The sequence below is a fragment of the Psychroflexus gondwanensis ACAM 44 genome (assembly GCF_000355905.1).
GTDB classification, from domain to species: domain Bacteria; phylum Bacteroidota; class Bacteroidia; order Flavobacteriales; family Flavobacteriaceae; genus Psychroflexus; species Psychroflexus gondwanensis.
The window spans coordinates 29,673-53,915 of the sequence record NZ_APLF01000016.1 but is presented as its reverse complement, the minus strand read 5'-3'; the positions used below and the strand labels follow the sequence as shown (position 1 = coordinate 53,915).

Sequence of the window (24,243 nt, the reverse complement as noted above, 5' to 3'; positions counted from 1 at the left end):
GGAGCAGAATATGTTTCTTAGGATTATTGACTTCTCTAGCACCACGGAAGGGAGATAACATTATCTAAACCTCTATTGCTGTATCCCTAACCATTCTTTCTCAATTAAGTTTATAAGAGAGATTAATTCAAAAAGATTAAGCTGGCAAAATATTTTTATTGAAATAATTTGGTCTGTATTCTTCTGCAATAAGGGTTGTTCTGTTGTGCAAACTCAAAACCTAGGTCCCACCATTTTTTCATTTTTGTAGGTTCAAAAATAAGAGAGTTTTTGGTGAGCATTTCTGGAGGATTATAAAAGTTGAGAGTGATCTCGTCATGTTTACTTCTCAATTTCCCAATCGTAATATCATTGGTAATAATCTGTTCGAGAAGGAAATCAAATATCCGAGTCGTTAATTCTAGGACGTTTTTTACTGGTTTTTTCTGAAATGGCTTTTCGGTTTTTAACAAAATGATATCTACTTCTCTAGCACCTCTGTTAATAGCTTCTGCGATTGGAACAACGTTACCTAAACCCCCATCGCCATATTCGTAGCCATCCTTTTTAACTAAGCTCATAAAAGGAACTAAGTTAGCAGAAGCCCATATCCAATCACAAAATTCTTCTCGATTAAAATCCTTGATGGACTTATATTCAACCTTGCCCAAACTTATGTTGGAGACGGTGACGACTACATCTACGTGTTGATTCTTCATTTTTTCAAAAAAACCGGGAGTGATTGTTTCTAAAATTAATTTTTTTAAGGATTTACTCTCTCCGAAGGTTTTTGAACCTTTCAAAAATCCTATAAGGATGTTGAGGTGATTGATCCTAATTTCAAATTCACCATCTCTTTCTTTGATGATAAATGGATTTCTACTAAAAATAGACTTTTGGTTCACAGAGGTATACACCTTCTTGAGCTTAGATATTTCTCCTATAGAAAGCAATGGGATAAGTAGGCTCCCGGTAGAGGTGCCTACAAAAAGGTCATAATCGTTTTTGCAAACGGTGATAAGATATTCTGCAATGCCTCCTGCAAACGCTCCTTTGCTTCCTCCACCTGAAATGACCAATGCTCTCATAGTTTTATTTTCTCAACATAAATGTAGTATTGAAATTACAATAATTTTGACTCTAAACACAGAAGTCCATTTCTAGGTATAGAAATGGACTTCTGTAATGGATAGAAATAACTATATTACATCTGATCGCTAAAAAAGATTGAGTTTAAAAATAATTTGAAGGTTCCAAGCCAAAAGGCTCTAAAGTTGGTATTATCAGTAAAGATCATCACGTTTCCTCTTCCATACCCATTTTGTTTAAAGGGCACAGTGCCTTTAATCAATTCTAAATTTTCCGCATTTATATATCCGCTTAATAAGGGTGAGTTGGTATATTGAATAGGATTATTAAAACTTAAAGTATCTGCCTCTAGCATTAAGTTGGAGTTTCTAAAAAGGGCTATCTCATCACCATCGTAACCATAAACTATAGGATGAGATCTGTCAATTTTAGCTTTAAAAATAGCTCCTCCAATTTGCTTAGCGCCATAAAATTCAGATCGCTCTATAAAACTGATGTCCTTGGCGACAACACTATCTTTTTTCGTTTTAAAGTCAATCATCTCTTCAGCTTTCAGCCAATTCATGGTGCCTTTATAGGCGATAAGGTTTCCACCTTTCCTCACCCAGTCTTTTAGCTTTTCTTTTTCTGAAGCTGATAAGGCATTAGAACTTGAGCTAGGAATAACCAAGTGGGTATAGCTCTCTAGGCTAGTTCTATTGAAATTTTCGGTATCTAGCTTAGTAACCGGAATCTCGAATCTAAAATCTAGCATGTGCCATATTTCTCCGGCATCATAAGACCTTACTCCTTCGCCAACAAGCATAGCGATTTTAGGCATTTCTAAATGACTCATATTAGGACTTCCAAGATTAATTCCTTGGGTTAATCCAGTTTTTAATGGTGAAAGCTTCACATGATTTTCCTTTTGTAATTCATCGAGGAGAGCATAGATTTCTTTACTGGTTTTCTGTTGATTTTGTACAGGAATTACAATAGTTCCATAATCAAAAGCTTCAGTTTTAGATTGAAATGGTTTTTGGGCCACTTTTACACGCATGCCTTCATCCATGATTTTATATAAAACCTTTGGGGCATTAAAATCATTCCAGCGTAAAGCATAAGCATACTCAGATTTTTGAAGATCATTGGGGATGTCCAATTCTACTGAAGCTAGTTTTTCACCCATATCTATAGATTTTACTTCAGCAAAATCTACATCAAAAGCATGTCTGAAACTCCAGGCAGAGACATCGTAAAAAATACTATCGTTAAAACTCGTACGTTCCTCAAACATGGCTTCCACGAGCCTATGTTGTAATTGGTTTTTAGGAATGATATACGAAGAATTTTGATCGAAATCCTTTCCATTAAAACGTTCATTTTTTTCAAGCTTATAAAGCTCTACTTGATGTTGCTCCAAGACTTTTGCCAATTCGTTGGCTAAGACAGGATCGTTCTTTCTACCAAACACATAAGCTCCCTTCTCAGCGTTCTTCTCGGCGTTTCTATAAAAACTATACTGTAGCTTGAGAATGTCAGTTTTCAATTCTAAGGAAGCTTTCAAAGTGGAGAGGGCTGTGGTAAATTGATTTTTGATGGTGAAGGGGAATGTCAATAATCCATTATCAGTCATTTGTCCAGAACCTCTAGAGCTTGCTTGTTCGAACAGAATACCTATAGAACCATTAATGTCTGGAAAGGTAGACCCTTTACCGTAGTAAAAGTCATCAAAACTTTCTTTCGAATAATATAAAGAACCAATACTGTCTAGAGCCTCAGCATGGTAGTTACCGATTTGTTCCGTAAGATCTTGGTTGAGTTGTGGGGTGAGGGGATTGGTTCTCTCGGGGATACCAGGTTGAAAAAAGAAGGAAGAATTTGAGCCCATCTCGTGGTGATCGGTTAAGACATTAGGTCTCCAATCGTAAAATGTTTTTACTCTAGCCTGGCTTTCCAAAAGTTGTAGGGGAAGCCAATCTCTATTAAGGTCGAACCAATAATGATTTGTTCTGCCCTCTGGCCAAATTTCAGAGAATTCGCGATCTTGTGGGTCAGGATTCAAATTTGTACTTCTATTGGTATTGGTCCAATAGGCAAATCGTTGTAAACCATCTGGGTTGAAACTTGGGTCGAGGAGTATAACAGTATTCTCCAACATCTGGTCTATAGAAGGTCCTTCTGCAGCAGCAAGATAATAGGCTAAAACTAAAGAGGCATTGGCACCGCTAGGTTCATTACCGTGGACAGAAAATCCCTGATTCACTACAATGGGCATAGATTCCAATTGAGATTCAGAGACCTCTCCAGATATAATCTTGAGATGGTTCTCTTGAATTTCAGCTAGGTTTTTATGATTCTTTGGAGAGGTAATAGTAAGTAAAATAAGAGGTCTCTTCTCGTAAGTAAAGCCTCTGTTTTTTATTCTAACCCTATCTGAAGATTCTGCTATGGCTCTCATGTATTGAACCAGTTTATCGTGAGAAACATGCCAATCTCCAGGAACAAAACCAATGATGTCACTGGGAGTAGGAATGTTTTGATTATAGGTTACATCTTGAGGTAAGTAGTCTTTTAGCTTCACTCCTTGTGCTTGAGCACATAAAGCAAAAAGAAAGGTGGTAAAAAATAGAATTTGTTTCATAGTCATTAATTAAATTAGAGTTCCATATGTAAATAAGACTTGAGTTTGAGTGAAAAGTTTAAGGAATACTTTCTCAAGTTCAGTTTATATTGCGATTTAAGATTTTAAATATACTAAAGTTGTAACTTTGTGCAATAAAATAATTCTTCCTAAAACAGTTGATGTTTAGAGAAAAACCTTTAGAGGTTATTAAAACTTAAGTCTGAACACTAAATTTGGTGTAAAATTTAAACCTTGTTGTTGAAAGGTTTGGATATTTTGCTCTTCATCCAACCGATTAAACTGATCGTATATATTCGAATTTCCAAACACATTCCAGAAGGACAAACCAGCAAGAGCATTCACATTTTTAAAAATGGCAAAGTTGTAGGTTGTTGAAAAATCTAACCTAAAGTAATCGGGTAATCGCTCCGCGTTTGGCCTTTGAAATAGAATTTGCTGAGGGTTTACGCCTTGATTTTCTATAGGAAGCGTAATAGGAGCTCCAGAATGCCAGTTAAATCCAGTAGATAATTTTAAGCCCTTTTTCTCGTAACTCAAACCAAAAGAAATCACATGTTGTATATCCAGATTGTTTTGAAAACGCGAGGGGTCTAAAGCGTCAAAATGGTAAAAATTGTCGGATATGGAATAGCTTGCCCATCCAGAAATGGGATCGAAATTTTTATTGATTAAAAAATCAATTCCTTTTACTTCATAACTTCCATGGACTTGTAAAAATTGAAACTGATTTTGAAAACCTTGTCCTTGCGTGGTGATTCCTTCTACGTGTTTGTAGTAGACATCTGCATTGATAAACCAACTTGGTTTTACGTAATTGAGTCCAGTCGAGACTTGTTGGCTTTGTATAATTGGTCGGTTATTAGGATTGGAAAGGACCCACCTTCTATTTTGAACACCTAAAAAATCCGTTTGTAAATCGATAATTTGAGAGGTGACTTGGCTTTTTTGTTCACCTAGGACTTCCAGGTAAAAATGGTCCACTATTTTATAACTTAAGTTAAATCTAGGCTCAATTACCACCTTGTTAAATTTTGAAAAATGATTAAGTCTTCCTCCAAATTCTACACTGAGGTCTTTATTTGTGGACAGATAGTTTAACTGGCTATAAAGGCTGTTCGTTAAAATAGAGTTTTGAGTTTCTCTTAAAAACCCTGGATTATCGATAGATTCTGAATTGAGAATCCCAGTCTCGTTAAACTGATATCCAGATTCTAGATTAAGCTTTGAAGATAAATTGGTTTTTAGATTAACACGAACTCCGATTTCTCTTACTTCATTGATTTGCTCTAGGCTTTGGTCATTCAATAAATTCGTATTGACAGAGTTTTGATTATATTTGGAAGTATAAAACTGAATTTCAGTCTTTGTTGATTCAGACCAGTTTCTCTCATAATAAAGGCCTCCAGCCACATTGGTTTGTTCGAGTTCGCTAGACCTTGTATTAATCCTATTGCCTAAGATTTCAAACCTGTTCAATGAAAATTCATCGTGCGTGTAAAAGAAATTACCTTTTATATAATCCTTTTCAGTGAGCTTGTGCTTGTAGTTTAAAGTAGCATCGTAAAATATAAATTCATTATTTTGTTGAGAGGCAGGATTTGTTTCGTTGGTAACTTCAGTATTCTGGAAGATTTTATCAAAATATTGATTGTAGGTTGGGCTCTCCCAAATATCATTGATGGATTCTCTAAAAGAAAACTCAAGGGAAGAGGTAGGCGACACTGGGGCTTCAATATAAACATCAGCATTGATTAGGTTCACTCCAGCTTCAGCTTTAAAAGACTTCGCAATAGAATCTTTAGTACGCATATCGATCACACTAGAAACTCCATCACCATATCGTGAGGAAGTTCCGTTTTTGATCAATTTTACGCTTTTGGTCATGTAGGGATTAAAGGCAGAAATCATCCCGAAAAAGTGGGAGGTATGGTACATTTTAATACCGTCCCACAAAAATAAATTTTGGTCATGTGTACCTCCTCTTACATTGAGATAGGATACACTTTCTTGGCGACTAGTTATGCCAGGAAGCGCCTGGATACTCTGTAAAACATCAGGTTCTACTAGCCCAGGTAACAATCCAAAGCTTTCATAATCGAGCTTTAAAATCCCAGACCTATATTTTTGAATGCCACCTGTTAAATAATTGGTTAAGATAATTTCTTCAAGCATCACAGAAAAAGGGGAGACCATAATTTCAATGCAAGATCTAGTTTTGCTGGTTAAAACTCTTTTAAACTCTGGAGCGTAGCCCTTCACCCTAATCTTTAAGTCGATTTCTTTAGCGCTTACCGGTATTTTAAATTGGCCTGAAGCATTCGATTTGTAAAGGTAGTTGCCCACCTTAAGCAATGCCTCTGTCAGTTGGTTTTGAGTCAACTCATCTTTAACGACTACACACAATTCAAATTCATTATCATTTGGAATGATTAGTATATTTTTGTCGGAATGCTGTTCGTATACAAAAGGAGTCGATATTTCTAAAAAATTGAGGTACTCTTCTAGTGAATTTAAAGAAGAATGGGGAGTTACAATAAGGTTTTCTATTTGATCATCGGCATATGAAAAGTTGACTTCAAATCGACTCTCAATAGTTTTCAAAAATTCGCTTAAACCTAGTTCACGAGTTGAGTTCTGAGCATAGCCATAACTGCTAAAGCTCAAAAGGATAAGTAAAATAGAATGTAAATTCAGTAACCTCACTTTTTAGACAATATGACCTTTTTACCATTTATCTGGTAGGTCAAATCTAAAGGCAAAGTAATGGATTTTAAGGCATTTTCTAGATCATTATGCACAAAACTTCCAGTATAGAGTCTAGAAGAATTGATGGCTGAGGTGTCGAACTCTACGTCGTAGTAGAGATTGAATTCTTGTATAACCGATTCTAGCGAAGTGCTTTGAAATTGTGAGGTCTTGTTGATCCAGCTTGGATTTGTAAAAGCAGTTTTGGACGTAGTGACTTTTTTAGTTTTGAAACTTAAAACATCTTTGGGTTGTAGAATATACTTTTTGGTGTTGAGGCTTACTTCTACGGAACCTTCATAGCAAGTCACTTCAAACCCATAAGGTCTGGACTTTACATTAAACTGTGTGCCAAGAACCTGAATGTTTCCATAGCTTGTTTTTACTATAAATTTATTCCCTGTAGAGACTTTAAAAAAAGCTTCCCCTTCCAAATCTAAAATCCTTTCTTTTGCCCAAGTTGAAGAGTTAAATTGTAAAATTGACTTCGCGCTTAAATTCACTTCAGAGTCATCTGGTAGACTCAAAGTTTTTGTCTCAGCAACTTGAGTTTGTATGCTTTCTGAATATGAAGTTTGATTTAATAGTTTTATAGCCGAAAAGACTATGATGCATATAGCTGCAACTATACCAATGGTCTTGTAAAAATTGAAGGGCGTTTTTTGAGCAGGTTGGTGAAGGTTAGATTCAAGCTTAGTAAGAGAATCTTGAACATCAAATTCAGGGGCCTTAAACAGTTTTGCTTTTTCGGAGATTTTGACATAAGAAGGGTAGGCGTCTAATTTTTTAAACGCCTCCCTTTCTTCTGCAGTGAGCTCATCACTGAGCCACTTTTCAATTAAATATTCCTCTTTCATAGCAATTTAATCACTTATAAGACAATTTACTTACGGAATCTCCTACTCTAAACCTGTTAAATTCCATCAATATCTTGTCTAAGTTGTTTGAGTGCAGAGTAGATTCGTTTTTCAACAGCTTTTCTGGAAATCCCTAATAGCTCTGCAATTTCTTTATGTTTTTTCCCTTCGACTCTATTCAGCATAAAGGCGACTCGTTTTTCTTCTGTAAGCTTGGATAAGGCCTTTTGGTATTTACTTAAGTATTCTTTTTCTTCAAGTAAAAATTGAGGGTCTTGATTATTCGAGGTACTTTTTGAAGCATCTGTCTCGTATTTTAAGACTACTTTTCTATGTTTTATGGTATTTAGAGTGGTGTTGTTAGCCACTGAAAATAAGTAACTCTTAGCCTTGTCAGGTGATATTTTTTTGCAATTCTCCCAGAGTTTCATAAACGCTTCTTGAACTTTGTCTTTAGGGTTATAGTGTTCGCCAAATTTATAGTAAATAAAATCGTGTAAATCTTTTGCATACCTTTCGTGAAGTTTTGAAAATACAGTTTTTTCACAGGTATTTTCAAATAAAGGTTTTGCATTTTTCATGAATTCAAAATTATAAAAAAAGTTTAATTTGGTAGGAATTATAAGTCCTAAGTTGTTTTATGAGTGTAAATTAAAAATACATGGTTAAATTTTATAAAGCGGTTATTTTTTTATTGCTCCCCATTTTAATGCTGAGCTGCTATGAAGACGATGCCCCATTGGTAGAAGATGAAAATACTTTACACCATTCATCCGATCTTTCCTCTAAACTTCAATCTATAACTTCTCACAATGCTTCTTTTGACGATGTTGTGGACAATGCTTTTTGTTTTAGTCTTGTTTTTCCTTATGAACTTACCGTCAATGACCAACTCCGAGTTTTTAATTCAGCACATGATTTAAGTTACTTAAGAGAAGAAGATACTATCGAGATTGTATTTCCAGCTTCTATAGTCTTTAGTGATTATACCATTCAGGAGGTAAATTCTACTTCTGAATTAAATGCATTGGCCAATCAGTGTGATGATTTTCAAAGTATCACTATGTTTAATTGTTACTCAATAAACTTTCCTTTAACCCTTAAGGATTACAATGATGTAAACTCCTCTTTTCAAACGCATCATTTCTTCAATAACAAAGCTATTTTTCTATACCTGGAAAATCTTCACGATTCTGATGTTTACGAAATAGATTATCCTATTACACTTCTTACTAAAAATTCTCGTGAAATTGTTATCAATAACAACCAAGAATTTATCGATATGCTGGATTCATTACCTTCCCATTGTGAATAGGGAATAAATCCTAGATATTTATTAAGTATTCCTTAGTATTTCATCCTCCTATTTGTTAAATCCATATTAAAGTGAGCTTTAGAGGTAGTAACTTTTGAGTTGTGTTTGTCTTATGCACATAACAATAAAACAAAAAACTATGAAATTACTATCAAAATTTTTGCTCGTGGCGTTTCTTGCTACAGCATTCTTAGCATGTTCAGACGATGATGACGCTCCAACTCCTCCTCAGGGAGATTTAACTATTGCAGGGCTTGTTTCTGAAAATGATCAGTTTTCTTCACTTCTAGCTGCTTTAGAACGTACAGATTTAGTTACACCATTTGTTGGTGGTAGCGGTGACCTTACGGTATTTGCACCTACTAACGACGCGTTTAGTACATTTTTGGGAGACAATGGATTTTCAAGTCTAGAAGAAGTTCCAGAAAGTCTCTTAAGAGAAGTTCTTTTAAATCATGTTGTTAACGGAAGAGTCCTAGCAGCAGATTTAACTACAGGATATGTGACTTCTTTAGGCTTAGGAAGTGCTTCTGAAAGTAATCTTAGTCTATTTATTAATACAGATGACGGCGTTAGAATAAACGGTGTTTCTAATGTTACTACAGCAGATATTCTGGCAACTAATGGTGTTGTCCACGAAGTAAATGCTGTCATCGGCTTACCGAGCGTTACAACTCAAGCTTTGGCTAATCCTCAATTCTCAATTTTAGTGGAAGCTTTAATAGCGGCGAGTAACGACCAGACAAATTATGTAGATATCCTATCAGGTTCAGAAGCCTCGCCTTTTACAGTTTTTGCTCCAATTAATAGTGCTTTTGAGTCTCTATTAAGTGGTCTTGGTGCTTCAGGTTTAGGGGATGTTGCCCCTGCAACTTTAGCTACCATTTTAGAATATCATGTTATTGCTGGATCTAACGTAAGATCAAGTGATCTTACAACAGGGTTAACAGCAGCAACTTTGCAAGGGGAAGAATTAGAGTTTGACTTATCAGATGGAGCTCAAGTTATAGACGCTACAGGGGTAAATGCCAATATTGCAATAGTAGATGTGCAAACCAATAATGGTGTAGTACATGCTATAGACAAGGTGTTATTACCACAACAGATAGTTGATGTTATTGACCCAACAATTACAGGATTGGCTATGATGAATGATGACTTGTCTAGTTTGTTTGCTGCATTGCAATTGACAGGTCTTGATGATGTTTTAAACGACAGGGCGAGCGAGTATACTGTCTTTGCTCCAACCAATGCTGCATTCGATATATTCTTGAATGGTTCAGCCTTAGGAGATCTTCCAGTGGAAGTGGTAACTCAAGTTTTATTAAATCACGTTTTAACAGGAACGGCACTTTCTTCTGGTTTAACGACAAGTTACACCAATTCTCTTGCTACGTTTGGTGATACTGAAAACAACTTGAGCTTTTATATCAACTTAGATAATGGCGTAAGATTAAATGGTGTATCTTCTGTAACAGCCCCAGATAATTTAGCGGCTAATGGTGTTGTGCATATCGTTGACGCGGTAATAGGTTTACCAACCGTAGTCACTTTTGCAACGGCAGACCCTAATTTTAGTAGTCTGGTAAGTGCGCTTACCGATGACGGTCAGGCTGCACAAAATTATGTAGAGACGCTATCTACTCCAAATGGATCTGCTCCAGCTCCATTCACAGTATTTGCTCCAATTAATTCAGCTTTTGATGATTTATTCACCGAATTGGATGTTGAAGGAATTGCAGATATAGATCCAGCTACTTTAACTGCTGCTTTGAATACCCACGTTGTTGCAGGAGCTAATGTAAGATCATCCGATCTTATGGATGGAACTGTGACTACATTGGGAGCAGACCTAACGGTAGATGCTACTGCAGGAACTTTAACAGATCCTAATGGTAGAGTAAGCACTATCGCTGTGTTTGATGTTCAAGCGGCTAATGGTGTAGTTCACGCGATTGATACTGTTTTATTACCACAATTATAAATATTAAGCTTTTTTAGAATAAAAAAGGTTCAACATTTCGTTGAACCTTTTTTGCTTTTAAAATTTTAGTGTGCCTAAACTTTATCGAGATGTTTTGGTTTCACTCCAAATTTTCTAGTATCATCTTTGGTCAGTACTTTATAATCTTCAGTTTTAGTTAAATGTTCTAAGGGATATAGCAAATGCTCTGGAAGAGCAGTGAGTTGTCTCGATGTGAGATCAATCCACGATCCCATCATATCGCATCTTGCACAATTCTCCCCTTTTTGGTTATATAAATTATGTTCAAATTGAAAAAACATGCCGTCTTCACTCAGGCCTTTTAGTTCTAAACTGACCCTTACCTTGTCTTCAGGTTTTATTTCTTTAAAATAGAAGATGTGTTCATAAAATACAATTGGACCAATATTATGCTTTACCAATTCCTGCTGAGAAAAGCCATTTTCAACCAGAAAAGCCATTCTGGTATGACTCATAAAATTCTGATAGGAAGAATTCGCTAAATGCCTATTAGCATCCAGATCGCTCCAGCGAATTTCAAATGATTGTTTATACATGTATCAAATAAATTTAGTGGTTAGAATAATAATTGCACTCAAAATAGTAGCCATGAGTACCCCGCGTGCTCTATAATCTTGCTTTTTTTTAATAAACACAAAAAACGGCAAAAAGTTTAAAATAGCACCCAAAGCAATAATGCTTCCAAGTACACCTTCTTCCGAAGCTTTGCTGAGAACCACTTCAAACTCCCTTTGCATGATGATGCTGATATACAGAAACATGCCTGCGAGATTTGCAGTGATTCCTATTAAGAAGCCTATGGCAATTTCTTTTTTAATCATTGATGGACCACGATTTTAAATCATCAATAAATTGATGTGCTGTAAGGTCAAACTTGACCGGGACAATAGACACATAGTTAGCTTCTAGAGCTTCAACATCTGTTCCTCCATCTTGATCTTCGTTTACAAACTCTCCTGATAGCCAATAATAATCTCTCCCTTGCGGACTCTGTCGCTTGTCGAATTGCTCTCTCCAAAAGGCTTTGGCTTGTCTGCAGATTTTTACACCTTTTAGTTTTTCTTCTCCAGCTTTAGGGAAGTTGACATTAAGTACCACTCCCTTAGGAAGGCCATTTTGGATGACATTATTAGTAATGCGTTTTATGTACTTAGTCGTATGGTCAAAATTAGCTTCCATCGAGTAATCTAGTAGAGAAAAACCAATAGCAGGTATTCCTTCTATTCCTGCTTCCACCGCAGCACTCATCGTTCCGGAGTAAATAACATTTATGGAGGAATTAGACCCGTGGTTAATTCCGCTTACACATAAATCTGGTTTCCTTTTTAGGATCTCTTGGGTTCCTATTTTTACACAATCCGCTGGTGTACCTGAACAAGAATATTCTTTGACTTGAGAATATTTATCGATGGTCACTGGGTCGCAATATAAATTGTCACTGATGGTTATGGCGTGTCCCATACCACTTTGTGGCCTGTCTGGAGCAACGACAACTACTTCTCCAATAGTTTTCATAATCTGTATAAGATGTCTTATACCAGGGGCAGTGATACCATCGTCGTTCGTGACTAATATTAAAGGTTTGTTTTCTGTTTGCATAGATTTCATTTTCAAGGAGCTAAAATAATCATTTCAGCTCGTAATTAAATGAATTATGACGTTTAACAAATTATTAGCTAGCATTAAAAGATGTGGTACAGTTTTTACAGTACATTAGAAAATATTACATTAGTAACTTAAGTTTTAATGAATTTTGATACGATGAAACGATACAAAGTAAGACGCAATTTTGTTATTTTATTATTAGTAACTCTCCTGTCTGTCACATCTTGTAGTTTTACAACTAAAGATTTTGATGAAGATTCGGATAAAGACAAAGTCCTTATTGAGCTTATCACTCACGTGATTGAGCAAGGCCATTTTGACATGAAAGAGATAGATGATGAATTTTCTGAGGCTGTTTTCAAAGATTACATCCAAGGTTTAGATCCTATTAAAAGACATTTTTTAGTTAGTGATTTTCAAGATTTTGAAGCTTTTAGAACTCAGATTGATGATCAGATTGAAAATAAAAATTTAGTTTTTTTCAACCTTACTGTCGAAATTCTAACCCAAAGAATGGAAGAGGCTAAAGGATTTTACGCAGAATTGCTCGAAAAGCCCTTCAATTTTCAAGAACAAGAAATGATTAATACAGATTACGAAAAACTAGAGTATGCCTCTAGTACATCTGAATTAAAAAAACGATGGAGACAGCAATTCAAGTTTTCAACACTTTCTTCGTTCCATGATCTGAAAGAAGAACAGGTAGAGAAAATAAAAAATGGTGAAGAGGTAGACAAAAAATCTGATGTAGAGCTGGAGAAAGAAGCTCGTGAGATTACCAAAGAATCTATAGAAAATTATTTCGATGCGATGTCTAATCTTGAGAGAAAAGATTGGTTCAATTTATACATCAATTCTGTGGTAAGTCAATTCGATCCACACACAAATTATTTTGCTCCTCAAGACAAGGACAGGTTCGATATTTCGATGTCGGGTAAACTAGAAGGAATTGGAGCAAGGTTGCAAAAAGAAAGAGACAACGTAAAGATTGTTGAGGTGATTTCTGGAGGTCCAGCATGGACTAATGGAGAGCTTGAAGTTGGTGACTTGATTCAAAAAGTGAAACAAGAGGATGAAGCTGAACCCGTAGACATCCGTGGAATGCGACTCGACGACGCGGTGGATCTCATTAAAGGCCCTAAGGGTACCAAAGTAACATTAACCGTTAAAAAAGTAGATGGAAGCTCTCAAACAATCAACATTATAAGGGATGTTGTAGAGATTGAAGAAACCTATGCTAAATCTTCAACAGTAATAAAAAACGGAAAGTCTTATGGTATCATCAATTTGCCTAAATTTTATTTTGATATGCAAGATTATGATGAACGTAATGCAGCTTCAGATATCAAAAAAGAATTGATTCGTCTTAACGAAATTGGAGCAGAAGGTTTGGTGATAGATCTCAGAAATAATGGAGGTGGTTCTTTATCTACGGTAGTCGATATTGCAGGCTTTTTTATTGAAAATGGTCCTGTGGTTCAAGTTAGAGATGCAAAAAATAATACAGAAGTTTTAAAAGATACAGATGCCGATGTGATTTGGGACAAACCACTGGTTATACTCGTAAATGAATTATCGGCATCAGCTTCAGAGATTTTAGCTGCGGCTATGCAGGATTACAATAGAGCTGTTGTGATTGGTAGTAAGCAAACGTATGGTAAAGGAACTGTGCAGAATGTTGTAGATCTTAATCGTTGGATGAGAAACAGCTCTTTTGGAGATATGGGAGCACTTAAAATTACGACTCAGAAATTTTACAGAATCAATGGAGGATCCACCCAACTTAAGGGTGTAGAAAGTGATGTTGCTGTTCCCGACCGATATTCTTATATCGATATTGGCGAAAGAGATTATGAAAATCCAATGCCATGGGACAAAATTGCTCCTGCAGATTATAAAACTTGGAGAGGGTATTCTAATCTAGAAAAGGTAATTGCTTCGAGTAGAGATCGCTTGTCCGACAACGCTCAAATCAAATTGATAGATGAAAATGCCAAATGGATCAATGCTCAAAGAAATCAAAACTCATATAGTTTAAACTATGCCAACTATGATAGAGAAATGGCTGAGGTAAAAAATATGTCTGAAAAGTTTGATAAAATAAATAATTACAAAACAGATCTCACCTATAGCTCTTTGCCTTATGAAGAGTCTCTTATGGCTCAAGATTCCTCTTTAACCCAAAAGAGAAAGAGATGGCATGAAAGCTTATCGAAAGATGTTTATGTACAAGAAGCTATAAATGTACTTCAAGATTTAAACGTCGATGAAAGCTCTATCAAACTTGCAGCAAGAAAAGATTAATTAGGTGTAATTCTAGAAGTTTGACCAGAAATACGTCTTTAACTTACTTAGCCCTCCAAAAATTTAAAAAAAATATTTGGGGGGTCTTGAGTTTTTGGTATGTCGTTGCTTGTTTATTTATAGGTGTTTTTGCCTACCTATTATCTCCAGACGATTCAGAAAATGCCAATAACATGGCGTTGAGTATTCATTCGAAATCCCCTGGGTTTACAACCAAAGTTATTGTGTTGCCCAGTCCTAATCAAGATCAGCAATCTTGGTTCTCCAAATCATTTTTTGGAGATAAAACAGCGAATACTATTATCCCTATTCAATCCTACAAAGAACAAGGCGATAAACTCTACTATCTCGAATACGGTATGGAAGAGGCTGCTTTAGAGAATGAAATTGATGTATCTCAGATAGATTTCGAAGGAGATGTATCTGAACTTGTGACTACCAAAACCTATTGGTTGGGAACCGATAAATATGGTAGAGATCTGCTAAGCCGGATGCTTATTGGGATAAGAATCTCTTTTTCAGTAGGATTTATTTCAGTGTTAATATCGCTTGTGCTCGGTATTTTTTTAGGGTCAATATCAGGATATTATGGAGGGAAAATCGATGCTGTAGTGATGTGGCTTATCAACGTCACTTGGTCCATACCTACTTTGCTTTTAGTCATTGCCATAACGCTAGCCTTGGGAAAAGGATTTTGGCAGGTATTTATAGCGGTAGGCTTAACGATGTGGGTGGAAGTTGCTAGAGTGGTTAGAGGTCAAGTGATGAGTGTAAAATCTTCACAATACGTTACAGCCGCAAGAGCATTGGGGTTCAAAAATCAAAGAATTATTACAAAACATATCCTCCCTAACATCATGGCTCCTGTAATTGTTATATCTGCGGCCAACTTCGCCGCCGCTATATTGATAGAAAGTGGACTTAGCTTTTTAGGCATAGGCGCTCAGCCTCCTACGCCAAGTTGGGGCGCTATGATCAAAGATCATTATAGCTATATTATATTGGGAAAAGCCTATCTCGCTATTATTCCTGGTTTAGGAATAATGAGTTTAGTGATGGCCTTTATGCTTGTAGGAAATGCGCTTAGAGATGCCCTAGATGTGAAAAATTAATCATTTAATTTTAGAACAGCCATAAACGCTTCTTGTGGAATTTCTACATTTCCGACTTGTCGCATACGTTTTTTTCCTTTTTTCTGCTTCTCTAAAAGTTTTCGCTTACGAGAAATATCACCACCGTAACATTTAGCCGTCACGTCTTTTCTTAAAGCTTTAACCGTTTCTCTAGCAATAATTTTTGCACCGATAGCCGCTTGAATAGGGATATCGAACTGCTGTCTAGGGATAAGTTCTCTTAGTTTCTCACAGATTCTTTTCCCAATATCGTAAGCATTGTCAGCGTGAAGTAAAGCAGAAAGGGCGTCTACACTATTACCGTTTAATAGTACGTCTACTTTTACCAATTTGGATTTTCGCATTCCAATTGGCGAATAATCGAAGGATGCATAGCCTTTGGAAACCGTTTTTAATCGATCATAAAAATCGAAAACAATTTCAGCTAGGGGCATATCAAAACTCAGTTCTACACGATCTTGAGTGAGGTAAGACTGGTTGGTGATTTGTCCTCGTTTTTCTATACAAAGGGACATCACAGGGCCTATGTAACCTGATTTTGTGATAATACTCGCTTTTATAAAAGGCTCTTCAACACGGTCTAAGTAAGAGGGTTCTGGTAAATCGGTTGGATTGCTAACGACAATAGCTTTGTCCTTATCTTTTAAGGTGAAAGCGTTGTAAGATACGTTAGGGACAGTTGTAATAACAACCATGTCAAACTCACGTTCTAGACGTTCTTGAATAATTTCCAAGTGAAGCATTCCTAAAAAACCACATCTAAAGCCAAAACCTAAAGCTGCTGAACTCTCTGGTGCAAAAACCAGCGAAGCATCGTTTAGCTGAAGTTTTTCCATTGCAGATCTCAACTCTTCGTATTCATCAGTCTCGACAGGATAGATCCCTGCAAAAACCATGGGTTTCACCTCTTCAAAACCAGCAACTGTATTTTTGGTAGGATTTTCAGCGTCGGTAATGGTATCTCCAACTTTTACTTCTTTTGCATTTTTAATCCCCGTAATCAGGTAGCCCACATCTCCAGCTTTGATCTCTTTTTTGGGAAATTGAACCAGTTTTAAAGTCCCCACTTCATCTGCAAAATAATTTTTACCAGTCGCGACAAATTTAATATGTTGACCCTTTTTAATGCTTCCATCAAAAACTCTAAAGTAAGTTTCAATCCCACGGAAAGGATTATAAACAGAATCGAAAACCAAAGCTCTTAACGGAGCTTCAGGATCCCCTTTTGGAGAAGGAATACGCTCTACAATAGCATTTAATATTTCTTCTATACCAGTGCCGTTTTTTGCACTTGCTCTAATGACATCTTCTCGATTACAACCGATTAAATCTACAATGTCATCGGTGACCTCATCTGGGCTAGCACTAAGCAAATCTACTTTATTGAGGACTGGAATAATCTCTAAATCATTTTCTAAAGCTAGATATAAATTTGAAATCGTTTGCGCTTGAATGCTTTGTGCGGCATCTACGATGAGTAAAGCTCCTTCGCAAGCTGCTATAGATCGAGATACTTCGTAAGAAAAATCCACATGTCCTGGCGTATCGATAAGATTGAAGACAAATTCTTCACCTTTATAATTATAGACCATTTGGATGGCGTGGCTTTTTATGGTAATTCCACGTTCACGCTCCAAATCCATACTGTCTAGAAGTTGCTCCTTTCGTTCACGTTCTGTCACAGATTTCGTAAAATCTAATAAACGATCGGCTAAGGTGCTTTTTCCGTGGTCTATATGAGCTATTATGCAAAAATTTCGAATATTCTTCATAGTCCGTTTGTCCTGTACAAATGCTTAAAAAGCATTTGAATTTATCTCCGCAAATATAAAGGAATTGTTTGGCTTGAGAGGCTTATATTTCTCTCTGTTAAAAGCTTTATGGGAATTGTTTATAATTCTGTATTTTTGCAATAAAAAATTTTGGCTAAGATAGATAACATAGACCTCGGAGAATTTCCATTACTTCTCGCACCCATGGAGGACGTAAGCGATCCTCCCTTTAGAGCGCTTTGTAAGGAATACGGTGCGGACATGGTGTATACTGAATTTGTTTCTTCTGAAGGATTGATTCGTGATGCTGCCAAAAGCCTTCAAAAGCTTGACATTTACGAAAAAGAACGCCCAGTTGGTATTCAGATTTTTGGCGCAAATCTCGATTCGATGTTGAGGTCTGTGGAAATTGTTGAAAAGACGAAGCCAGATGTTATAGATATCAATTTTGGGTGTCCAGTTAAAAAAGTGGTTTCAAAAGGAGCAGGAGCAGGTATTTTGAAAGATGTAGATCTTATGGTGAAGCTCACCGAAGAAATGGTGAAACATACTCATCTCCCTATAACTGTTAAGACCCGATTAGGCTGGGATCATGATTCTATTAAAATCTATGAAGTTGCAGAGCGGCTTCAAGATGTAGGTTGTAAAGCCATTTCAATTCATGGGCGTACAAGAGCTCAAATGTATAAGGGAGAAGCAGATTGGAAACCTATTGCAGAAGTCAAGAACAACCCGCGGATGCATATTCCTGTCTTTGGAAACGGGGACGTGGATAGTCCAGAAAAAGCAGTACTTATGCGAGATGAATATGGACTCGATGGGGCAATGATTGGTCGGGCAAGCATAGGATCGCCTTGGTTTTTCAAAGCGGTAAAACACTATTTTGAAACTGGAACGCATTGTGAACCGCCTTCTTTGGTAGAACGCGTTGATATTGCCAGACGTCATCTCCAAATGGCCATCGATTGGAAAGGGGAGAAGCTAGGTGTTTTTGAAACTCGACGACATTACACCAATTACTTTAAGGGGATTCCTCATTTTAAAGATTACAGGATGAAAATGGTAACTTCCGATCACTCGGAAGATGTATTTGCTACTTTTGATGAGGTTGAAGATAAGTTTTCAGACTACCAGTTTGTTTAATCCATCTCAAACTCTTTTTTTCTTTTGAAACACATAGTTTTCATTTAAACTTAAGAAGGATGAAATTATATTTTTTAACCACTTTGGTGATGATGCTTGGCCTCAGTTCATACGCTCAAAGTCTTGATGAAAAGATTCGTCAAACTTTAAAAAATTACTTAACTGAATTCCCATCTCAAACTCAATTTTCTGTAGCATTAATTGACCACGAGGACACTTACTATTACGGGCAAGTAAAATTCTCTGACACAATAAATAAATTAGATAACAGTGCATCGGTTTTTCAGATTGGATCGGTGACCAAAGTTTTCACCTCTACACTTTTGGCAAGTCTTGTTGTTGATAAGACATTGAAATTAACAGATTCGCTTCAGCAGTTTTTTAGCTTTCCACTTGCCAATACTTCAATTACGTTAGAAAGACTTTCCAACCACACCTCTGGCTTACCAAGGCTTCCTTCTAACTTGAACTTAGCTTTAGCAGACCCTAAAAATCCTTACCTTAATTATACCGAAGCAGATCTGGAGTTTTACTTAACCACAGAAATGGAACTACAAAATACCACAGAGCCTAGCTATCAATATTCAAATTTGGGGGCTGGCATTCTGGCGAATGTTTTAGAAAATGCTACAGATAAAACCTTTGACGACTTACTTTCAGAAAAAATATTTCAGCCCCTAGGGATGAAAAATTCTACACTAGACAGCAATCTTGTTGAGTCAAATTTGGTTCAAGGCTTGGATCAAGATGGAAATCCTACACCCGTCTGGGACATGGGAGTACTTGCTGGTGCTGGTGGAGTATTATCTTCTACCGCTGACCTCTCAAAATTTGTTAAGGCCCATTTTGAGGATACGGAAACTGCGTTTTCATTAACGACCTTACCTACTTTTTTGGTCAATGCAAATTTAAGGATTGGCTTGGGATGGCATATTTTGCAAGATGAGCAAGGCCATGATTTATATTGGCATAATGGTGGGACCGGCGGTTATTCTGCTTCTGTTTTCGTTATTCCTGAAATTCAAAAGGCTGTTATTGTCTTAACTAATGTGTCTGCATTTCATCCTAATGCCTCACGTATAGACGAACTGGGATTTAAACTCTTAAGTGCGTTTTAAAAAAATAAAGCGCTGTGTTTTTAAACACAGCGCTTTTAAATAAAATTTGTCTATATGATTTCTACCTGTTTTCTGCAGCAGGAGTTGGGAACTGAACGAAAACATTGTCACCTGGTCTGTCATTTGGAAGTTGATCAAGCCTGTTAAAACGTCTCATATCTATCCACCTGTGTCCACCTTCAGCAAAAAGAGAATATCGCCGTTGCAATAAAATTTCATCAACGAGTTCAGCTGGAGAATCCCCTCCTGTATAATCATCAAGCTCTGCTGCGTTTCTTACAATATTAATAGCATTGATAGCCTCACTTGGATTTGAAATATGTAAAGCTTCAGCATAAAGAAGAATAAGTTCTTCATTTCTAATAATATCTACATTATCTACAATATTGTCATAAACGAAAACATTGTAAATACCGCTTAAATCTGATTGAGTTAAGACTTCCTCTCTTCTCACTACTTTACTAATTCTGCTATCGCCCGTTAACGTGTCTTCAATAAATGAAGGATGTGCAATTCTGGCATTGGCTACTGTTTGATTAACACTAAAAAACAATGGATTAGGAAAATCTAGTCCGGATTGTGAAAATGTAAAATAAATACTTTCACTAAGATCTCCATTTAAATTCATAAAGGAGTCTTCCAATAGGGATTCAGCATCTGTATAGTTTCCTCTATAGACCTCAACTCTAGCATGAATAGCTTTGTTGAATTGAAAAAAGTCTGCAGGAGTTGCAGCAATAGTAAAACCCTCAGGTAGAGAAAAAGGAAATTCGTCTCCACCATTTTGCAACTGCGTTGCAGCTTCTCCTAGAAGAGTAGAAATAAAAGCAATAGCTTCATCATAACCTAAAAAAGGGCCCAAATTATTCGGATCAGACACGTCAACTCGAATTCCATTTTGATATTGCTGGTTAAGTACCATCAAAAGTTCGTGGGCTTTAATAGTATTCAGGAAGCCTTCAGAAAGACTTTTTTCGGCCTCGGTAAAAATCCCTTCACTATTTCCTATACCTTCTATTATCAAATTAGCATTCTTAATCACAGTGTATCTAGCACTGTAAGGAGTTGTGGTGTAAAACGTATTGTTGTCTAAATTTCCAGTCATCACATCTGAAGACCAACGAGGGTCTGAACTTTGAAATCTGTAATATTCTCGTCCAGCCAAAGATTGGCCGTCGACTTGGGTGTCAATTCTCAATCGCATATCCGAAAGCACACCTGTAATGGCTTGTTCTAGTTCACCACGGGTAATACCGTCCTGTATGGATTCAGCAGTAGGCCCATTTAGATTTTCTCCATCTTCCAGCTCACATGACAAAGTCATAAGGCAAATTAAAGATAAGAATAAGATTTTATGTATTAATTTCATAAGTCTATATTTTTTTGATTAAAAGTCCATTTTTATTCTAAATAAATATTGTTTTGATGTTGGGTATGGTGTGACCTCTACTCCTGTTGATAATCCGTTTGAGCCAAAATTGGAGACTTCAGGATCATAACTATTGTAATCAAAGAAGTTGACTAAGTTCAATCCCGTCAATCCCATCTTGATATTGGAAACATAGCCTTTAAAAAGACTTTGAACTACCTTATCCGGAACAGTATAACTTAGAGCTATTTCTCTTAATCTCAGGTAAGAAGCATCTTCTACAAAAGGAGCTGCAATACCGTTACCTAAGGAATTTATTCTAAAATTACCATTACTCAATTGTCCACTTGGGTCTAAACTAAAATCATCATAATCATTAGAAGTTTGTCCGAGGTCGGTTAGCAAAGTCGTTAAGTTAATGTTGTCTCCGCCTTCTTTCCAATGCCATAGAAAGGAAAGGTCAAAGTTTCTATAACTGAAATTATTAGTAAATGTCATTTGAAAGTCTGGCTCTGCATCTCCCAATTTTATCACATTGCCTTCGGCATTATTTCCAACAATTTGAGTAACACTTCTACCTTCCTGAACTCTAAAAGTTCCTAAGCCGGTACCAAAACCACCTAAATCGAAAGGATCAACATCAAGTCTGGTGACTTCAGATCTGTTTCTAAAGAAAATAACATTAGTACTCCATTTGAAATCACCATCTCGTAACACATCAGCGTCTAGGGTGAGTTCTAGTCCTTTATTTCTTAAGCTACCAGCGTTTGAAAATCGCTGTGTAAATCCTGAAGAGGGTTCATTTTGAGCTTGAAGAATTAAATCATCAACTTCTTTGATATAATAAGAAGCTTGTAATCTGACCCGATTATCTAAAAGACCAGCATCAAATCCAAATTCCAATTCTTTTTGGCGTTCAGGATCAATTGTGGCATCCCCTAAAGTCGCTGGAACTCCAATACCAGGAAGTCCTCCTATTGAATTTCCTACTAAAGTAGTGAACAAAGCCCCAAACGGTGCAAAATTCCCAGCTTCACCATAAGCAATTCTTGGTTTGAAATCTGTAAGGAAATCGCTTTTCCAAAAATCAAAATTATGAAGATTCACCGCTAGTGACGCTTTTGGATAGTAAAATAGAGTGTTCGCATCTCCAAAGTTTGAAGATTTATCTGCTCTTACACCAATGGTTCCTATAAGCTTATCTTGGTAATTCACTTCTTCTTGAACGAAGAAGCCTGAGTCATCTTGATCTCTTCGGAATTGATTTACATTTATATTCCCAGCCTGGTCCAAATTTGTTTCAGAACCAATGAGGTCTGAAGCCACACTATTGACTGTGTTTATAGAAAAACTTTCTCTGGTTATACCACCTTGAGAAGTGAAGGTGATATTGTCGTCAGTAAAATAAGTGTGGACTAAAAAGGCAGAATAGTTGTTATTCCTGTTTTTAGTATTTCCTAAAGCACTTACTCCGTTAAGGCCCCCGTTTGCAGGATCCATAAATTGGAGCTCTTTCGGAAATAAAGCTCTTGTCTGCAATTGATAAAAATCAAGTCCAAATCTAAACTGTGCTTTTAGACTTGAGTTTTCGCCTTGGTAAACGTCATAATCTAAGGTACTCCCCAAAATAAATCTATTTACATTTTCGCGGTTAGTGATCAAGGCTATAGTTTGAAGTGGATTAGACCCTCCGTAGGGGTTGAAGGGATAGACTCCGTTTTCATTTGGGGAAAGTTGTGCCCAAGGTGGAAGGGATGTAAGTGTAACTCCAATCGTAGATCCAGAATTGTCGTTATTAAAAAATCCTCTATCCGAGCTGGAATCTATATAATTAGCCCCTACAAATAATTTCATTTTATCATCAAAAAAGTTGTGAACGACATTCAGTCTAGCAGACTTTTTATTGTAGCCTGTATTTTCTACGATTCCATTTTCTTCTCGGTTGGAGAACGATCCATAAAGAGTCGTGTTGTCCGATCCTCCAGAAATGCTGGCATAGGTATTACTTATAAAGCCTTCTTCTCCAAAAACTTCCTTTTCATAATCAACTAGGTTTCCATTTTGTTCAGCTTGAGCAAACAGGTCTCCTTGCCCTTCTCCAAATCCATTCTCTGCAATTTCCCGGGTATAATTCCTTTGGCCTCTGAAGTTTATAATAGAGTTAAATCCTAATTCTTGTTGAACGGAAACTTTAGTATCGCCTGCTTTTCCGCGTTTGGTTGTAATTATAATTACCCCAGCAGCAGCACGCGCACCATAAATGGCTCCCGCTGAAGCTCCTTTCAGTATTTCTACCCGCTCAATATCATTGGCCTCCAAGTCTGCAATTCTATTGGAAGGGTTATCTTGAGAAGATGAACTTCCACCAGCAGCTGCTCGAGAAACAAAATTAAGTCCTGCTCCAGAAACACTACTGTTGTCGATATAAACACCATCTACAATATAAAGAGGCTGAGAATTTCCAAAGACCGATGTAATTCCCCTAAGTTTTACAGAAATACCACCGCCAGGAGCACCAGAATTTCTTGTGACCAAAGCTCCCGCAAATTTACCAGCTAAAGCTCCATCCAAAGTAGGTTGAGAAGCCCTGCCTACCAATTCCTGAGAAGAGATAGAAGAAACCGCATTTGCAGCATTAGATCGTTTTACGGAAGTCGCTAAACCTGTAATGACCACTTCCTCCAAAGCTGCAGCAGATTCAATAAACGAAACCGTAAGTGGTGAAGAAGTGCTGACATTTATTTCTTGAGACTCATATCCTAGATAGGTGAATCTTAAAGTTGTGGGCAACTTTTCCACAGATAAAGAAAATTCACCATTCATGTTACTTGTCGTCCCGTTGGAGGTTCCTTTTTCCACCACGTTAACAAATGGTATAATGTTACCTGTGGATTTTTCAATTGTTTTTCCTGTAAGTGTTTCTTGTGCTAATACCAATCCAGGTAGAAAGGCAAAAAACACAAGAAAGCTCAGCGCTTTTTGTTTAAATTTTTTCATATCAATTATTTAGTTTGTTAAACCAATCTATGTTTTTAATATAACTTTAAGTTAATAATTATTGCTTTTGTTATAATTTTTAACATTTGAATGGGTTTTTTTTAAAAAGTAAATTTATCAGTAGTATTTTAAAAGAATAGATTAAATTGCATCATACTCAAATCTATTTTTGAAAATCAATTCCTC

At 36.6% G+C, this 24,243-nt stretch carries 17 protein-coding genes; 6 read left to right on the top strand and 11 right to left on the bottom strand.

Going from position 1 to position 24,243, the window contains the following annotated elements:
- Positions 1 to 155 precede the first annotated feature (155 nt).
- From PGOND44_RS12700 to PGOND44_RS12680, 5 genes are all read right to left on the bottom strand, one after another.
- Entirely contained in the window at positions 156 to 1,067 is a 912-nt protein-coding gene (locus PGOND44_RS12700) for a patatin-like phospholipase family protein (RefSeq protein ID WP_003443085.1), read from the bottom strand.
- 116 nt (positions 1,068 to 1,183) lie between these two features.
- A complete protein-coding gene (locus tag PGOND44_RS12695) occupies positions 1,184 to 3,691 on the bottom strand; it encodes a M14 family metallopeptidase (protein ID WP_040556154.1) in 2,508 nt (835 codons plus the stop codon).
- A 189-nt stretch (positions 3,692 to 3,880) separates the two neighbouring features.
- Complete coding sequence (locus PGOND44_RS12690; RefSeq protein ID WP_003443080.1) at positions 3,881 to 6,397, bottom strand: TonB-dependent receptor plug domain-containing protein; 2,517 nt, start codon at positions 6,395 to 6,397, stop codon at positions 3,881 to 3,883.
- Positions 6,394 to 7,296, bottom strand: a complete 903-nt coding sequence (locus PGOND44_RS12685; protein ID WP_003443078.1) for a FecR family protein — start codon at positions 7,294 to 7,296, stop codon at positions 6,394 to 6,396. The genes PGOND44_RS12690 and PGOND44_RS12685 overlap by 4 nt, the downstream gene beginning before the upstream one ends.
- Before the next feature lie 56 nt (positions 7,297 to 7,352).
- Positions 7,353 to 7,877 (bottom strand): RNA polymerase sigma factor, encoded by a 525-nt coding sequence (locus PGOND44_RS12680; protein WP_003443076.1) that lies wholly within the window; start codon positions 7,875 to 7,877, stop codon positions 7,353 to 7,355.
- Between the two features lie 80 nt (positions 7,878 to 7,957).
- Between PGOND44_RS12680 and PGOND44_RS12675 the strand changes: the two genes are divergently transcribed.
- Both PGOND44_RS12675 and PGOND44_RS12670 read left to right on the top strand, forming a co-directional pair.
- Complete coding sequence (locus PGOND44_RS12675; RefSeq protein ID WP_003443074.1) at positions 7,958 to 8,611, top strand: hypothetical protein; 654 nt, start codon at positions 7,958 to 7,960, stop codon at positions 8,609 to 8,611.
- 139 nt (positions 8,612 to 8,750) lie between these two features.
- The gene (locus tag PGOND44_RS12670; protein WP_003443072.1) at positions 8,751 to 10,595 is read left to right on the top strand and encodes a fasciclin domain-containing protein; all 1,845 of its coding nucleotides are present in this window, start codon (positions 8,751 to 8,753) and stop codon (positions 10,593 to 10,595) included.
- 74 nt (positions 10,596 to 10,669) lie between these two features.
- Here PGOND44_RS12670 and PGOND44_RS12665 read toward each other — a convergent pair whose 3' ends face one another.
- From PGOND44_RS12665 to surE, 3 genes are read right to left on the bottom strand one after another with little or no spacing between them, the layout of a single operon-like run.
- Positions 10,670 to 11,152 (bottom strand): acyl-CoA thioesterase, encoded by a 483-nt coding sequence (locus PGOND44_RS12665; protein WP_003443071.1) that lies wholly within the window; start codon positions 11,150 to 11,152, stop codon positions 10,670 to 10,672.
- A gap of 3 nt (positions 11,153 to 11,155) precedes the next feature.
- Positions 11,156 to 11,437: a hypothetical protein gene (locus tag PGOND44_RS12660; RefSeq protein ID WP_003443069.1), complete on the bottom strand. Its 282-nt coding sequence runs from the start codon at positions 11,435 to 11,437 to the stop codon at positions 11,156 to 11,158.
- Entirely contained in the window at positions 11,430 to 12,215 is a 786-nt protein-coding gene (surE, locus tag PGOND44_RS12655) for a 5'/3'-nucleotidase SurE (RefSeq protein WP_003443067.1), read from the bottom strand. Before surE ends, PGOND44_RS12660 begins: the two co-directional genes overlap by 8 nt.
- 162 nt (positions 12,216 to 12,377) lie before the next feature.
- Here surE and PGOND44_RS12650 point away from each other — a divergent pair, with 162 nt between their 5' ends.
- Positions 12,378 to 14,525, top strand: a complete 2,148-nt coding sequence (locus tag PGOND44_RS12650) for a carboxy terminal-processing peptidase (protein WP_236611998.1) — start codon at positions 12,378 to 12,380, stop codon at positions 14,523 to 14,525.
- A 20-nt stretch (positions 14,526 to 14,545) separates the two neighbouring features.
- Positions 14,546 to 15,637 carry an ABC transporter permease gene (locus PGOND44_RS12645; RefSeq protein ID WP_003443063.1) on the top strand — a complete coding sequence of 364 codons (1,092 nt, stop codon included), beginning with the start codon at positions 14,546 to 14,548 and terminating at the stop codon, positions 15,635 to 15,637.
- On the opposite strand, the gene lepA is transcribed toward PGOND44_RS12645, so the two are convergent.
- Entirely contained in the window at positions 15,634 to 17,430 is a 1,797-nt protein-coding gene (lepA, locus tag PGOND44_RS12640; RefSeq protein WP_003443060.1) for a translation elongation factor 4, read from the bottom strand. The genes PGOND44_RS12645 and lepA overlap by 4 nt on opposite strands.
- A 150-nt stretch (positions 17,431 to 17,580) precedes the next feature.
- On the opposite strand from lepA, the gene dusB reads away from it, so the two are divergent.
- A complete protein-coding gene (gene dusB / locus PGOND44_RS12635; protein ID WP_003443056.1) occupies positions 17,581 to 18,573 on the top strand; it encodes a tRNA dihydrouridine synthase DusB in 993 nt (330 codons plus the stop codon).
- A gap of 59 nt (positions 18,574 to 18,632) precedes the next feature.
- The gene (locus tag PGOND44_RS12630; RefSeq protein ID WP_003443053.1) at positions 18,633 to 19,691 is read left to right on the top strand and encodes a serine hydrolase domain-containing protein; all 1,059 of its coding nucleotides are present in this window, start codon (positions 18,633 to 18,635) and stop codon (positions 19,689 to 19,691) included.
- Between the two features lie 61 nt (positions 19,692 to 19,752).
- Here PGOND44_RS12630 and PGOND44_RS12625 read toward each other — a convergent pair whose 3' ends face one another.
- Positions 19,753 to 21,060 carry a RagB/SusD family nutrient uptake outer membrane protein gene (locus PGOND44_RS12625; RefSeq protein WP_003443046.1) on the bottom strand — a complete coding sequence of 436 codons (1,308 nt, stop codon included), beginning with the start codon at positions 21,058 to 21,060 and terminating at the stop codon, positions 19,753 to 19,755.
- A gap of 18 nt (positions 21,061 to 21,078) precedes the next feature.
- Positions 21,079 to 24,057, bottom strand: a complete 2,979-nt coding sequence (locus PGOND44_RS12620; RefSeq protein WP_003443043.1) for a SusC/RagA family TonB-linked outer membrane protein — start codon at positions 24,055 to 24,057, stop codon at positions 21,079 to 21,081.
- Between the last annotated feature and the right edge of the window lie 186 nt (positions 24,058 to 24,243).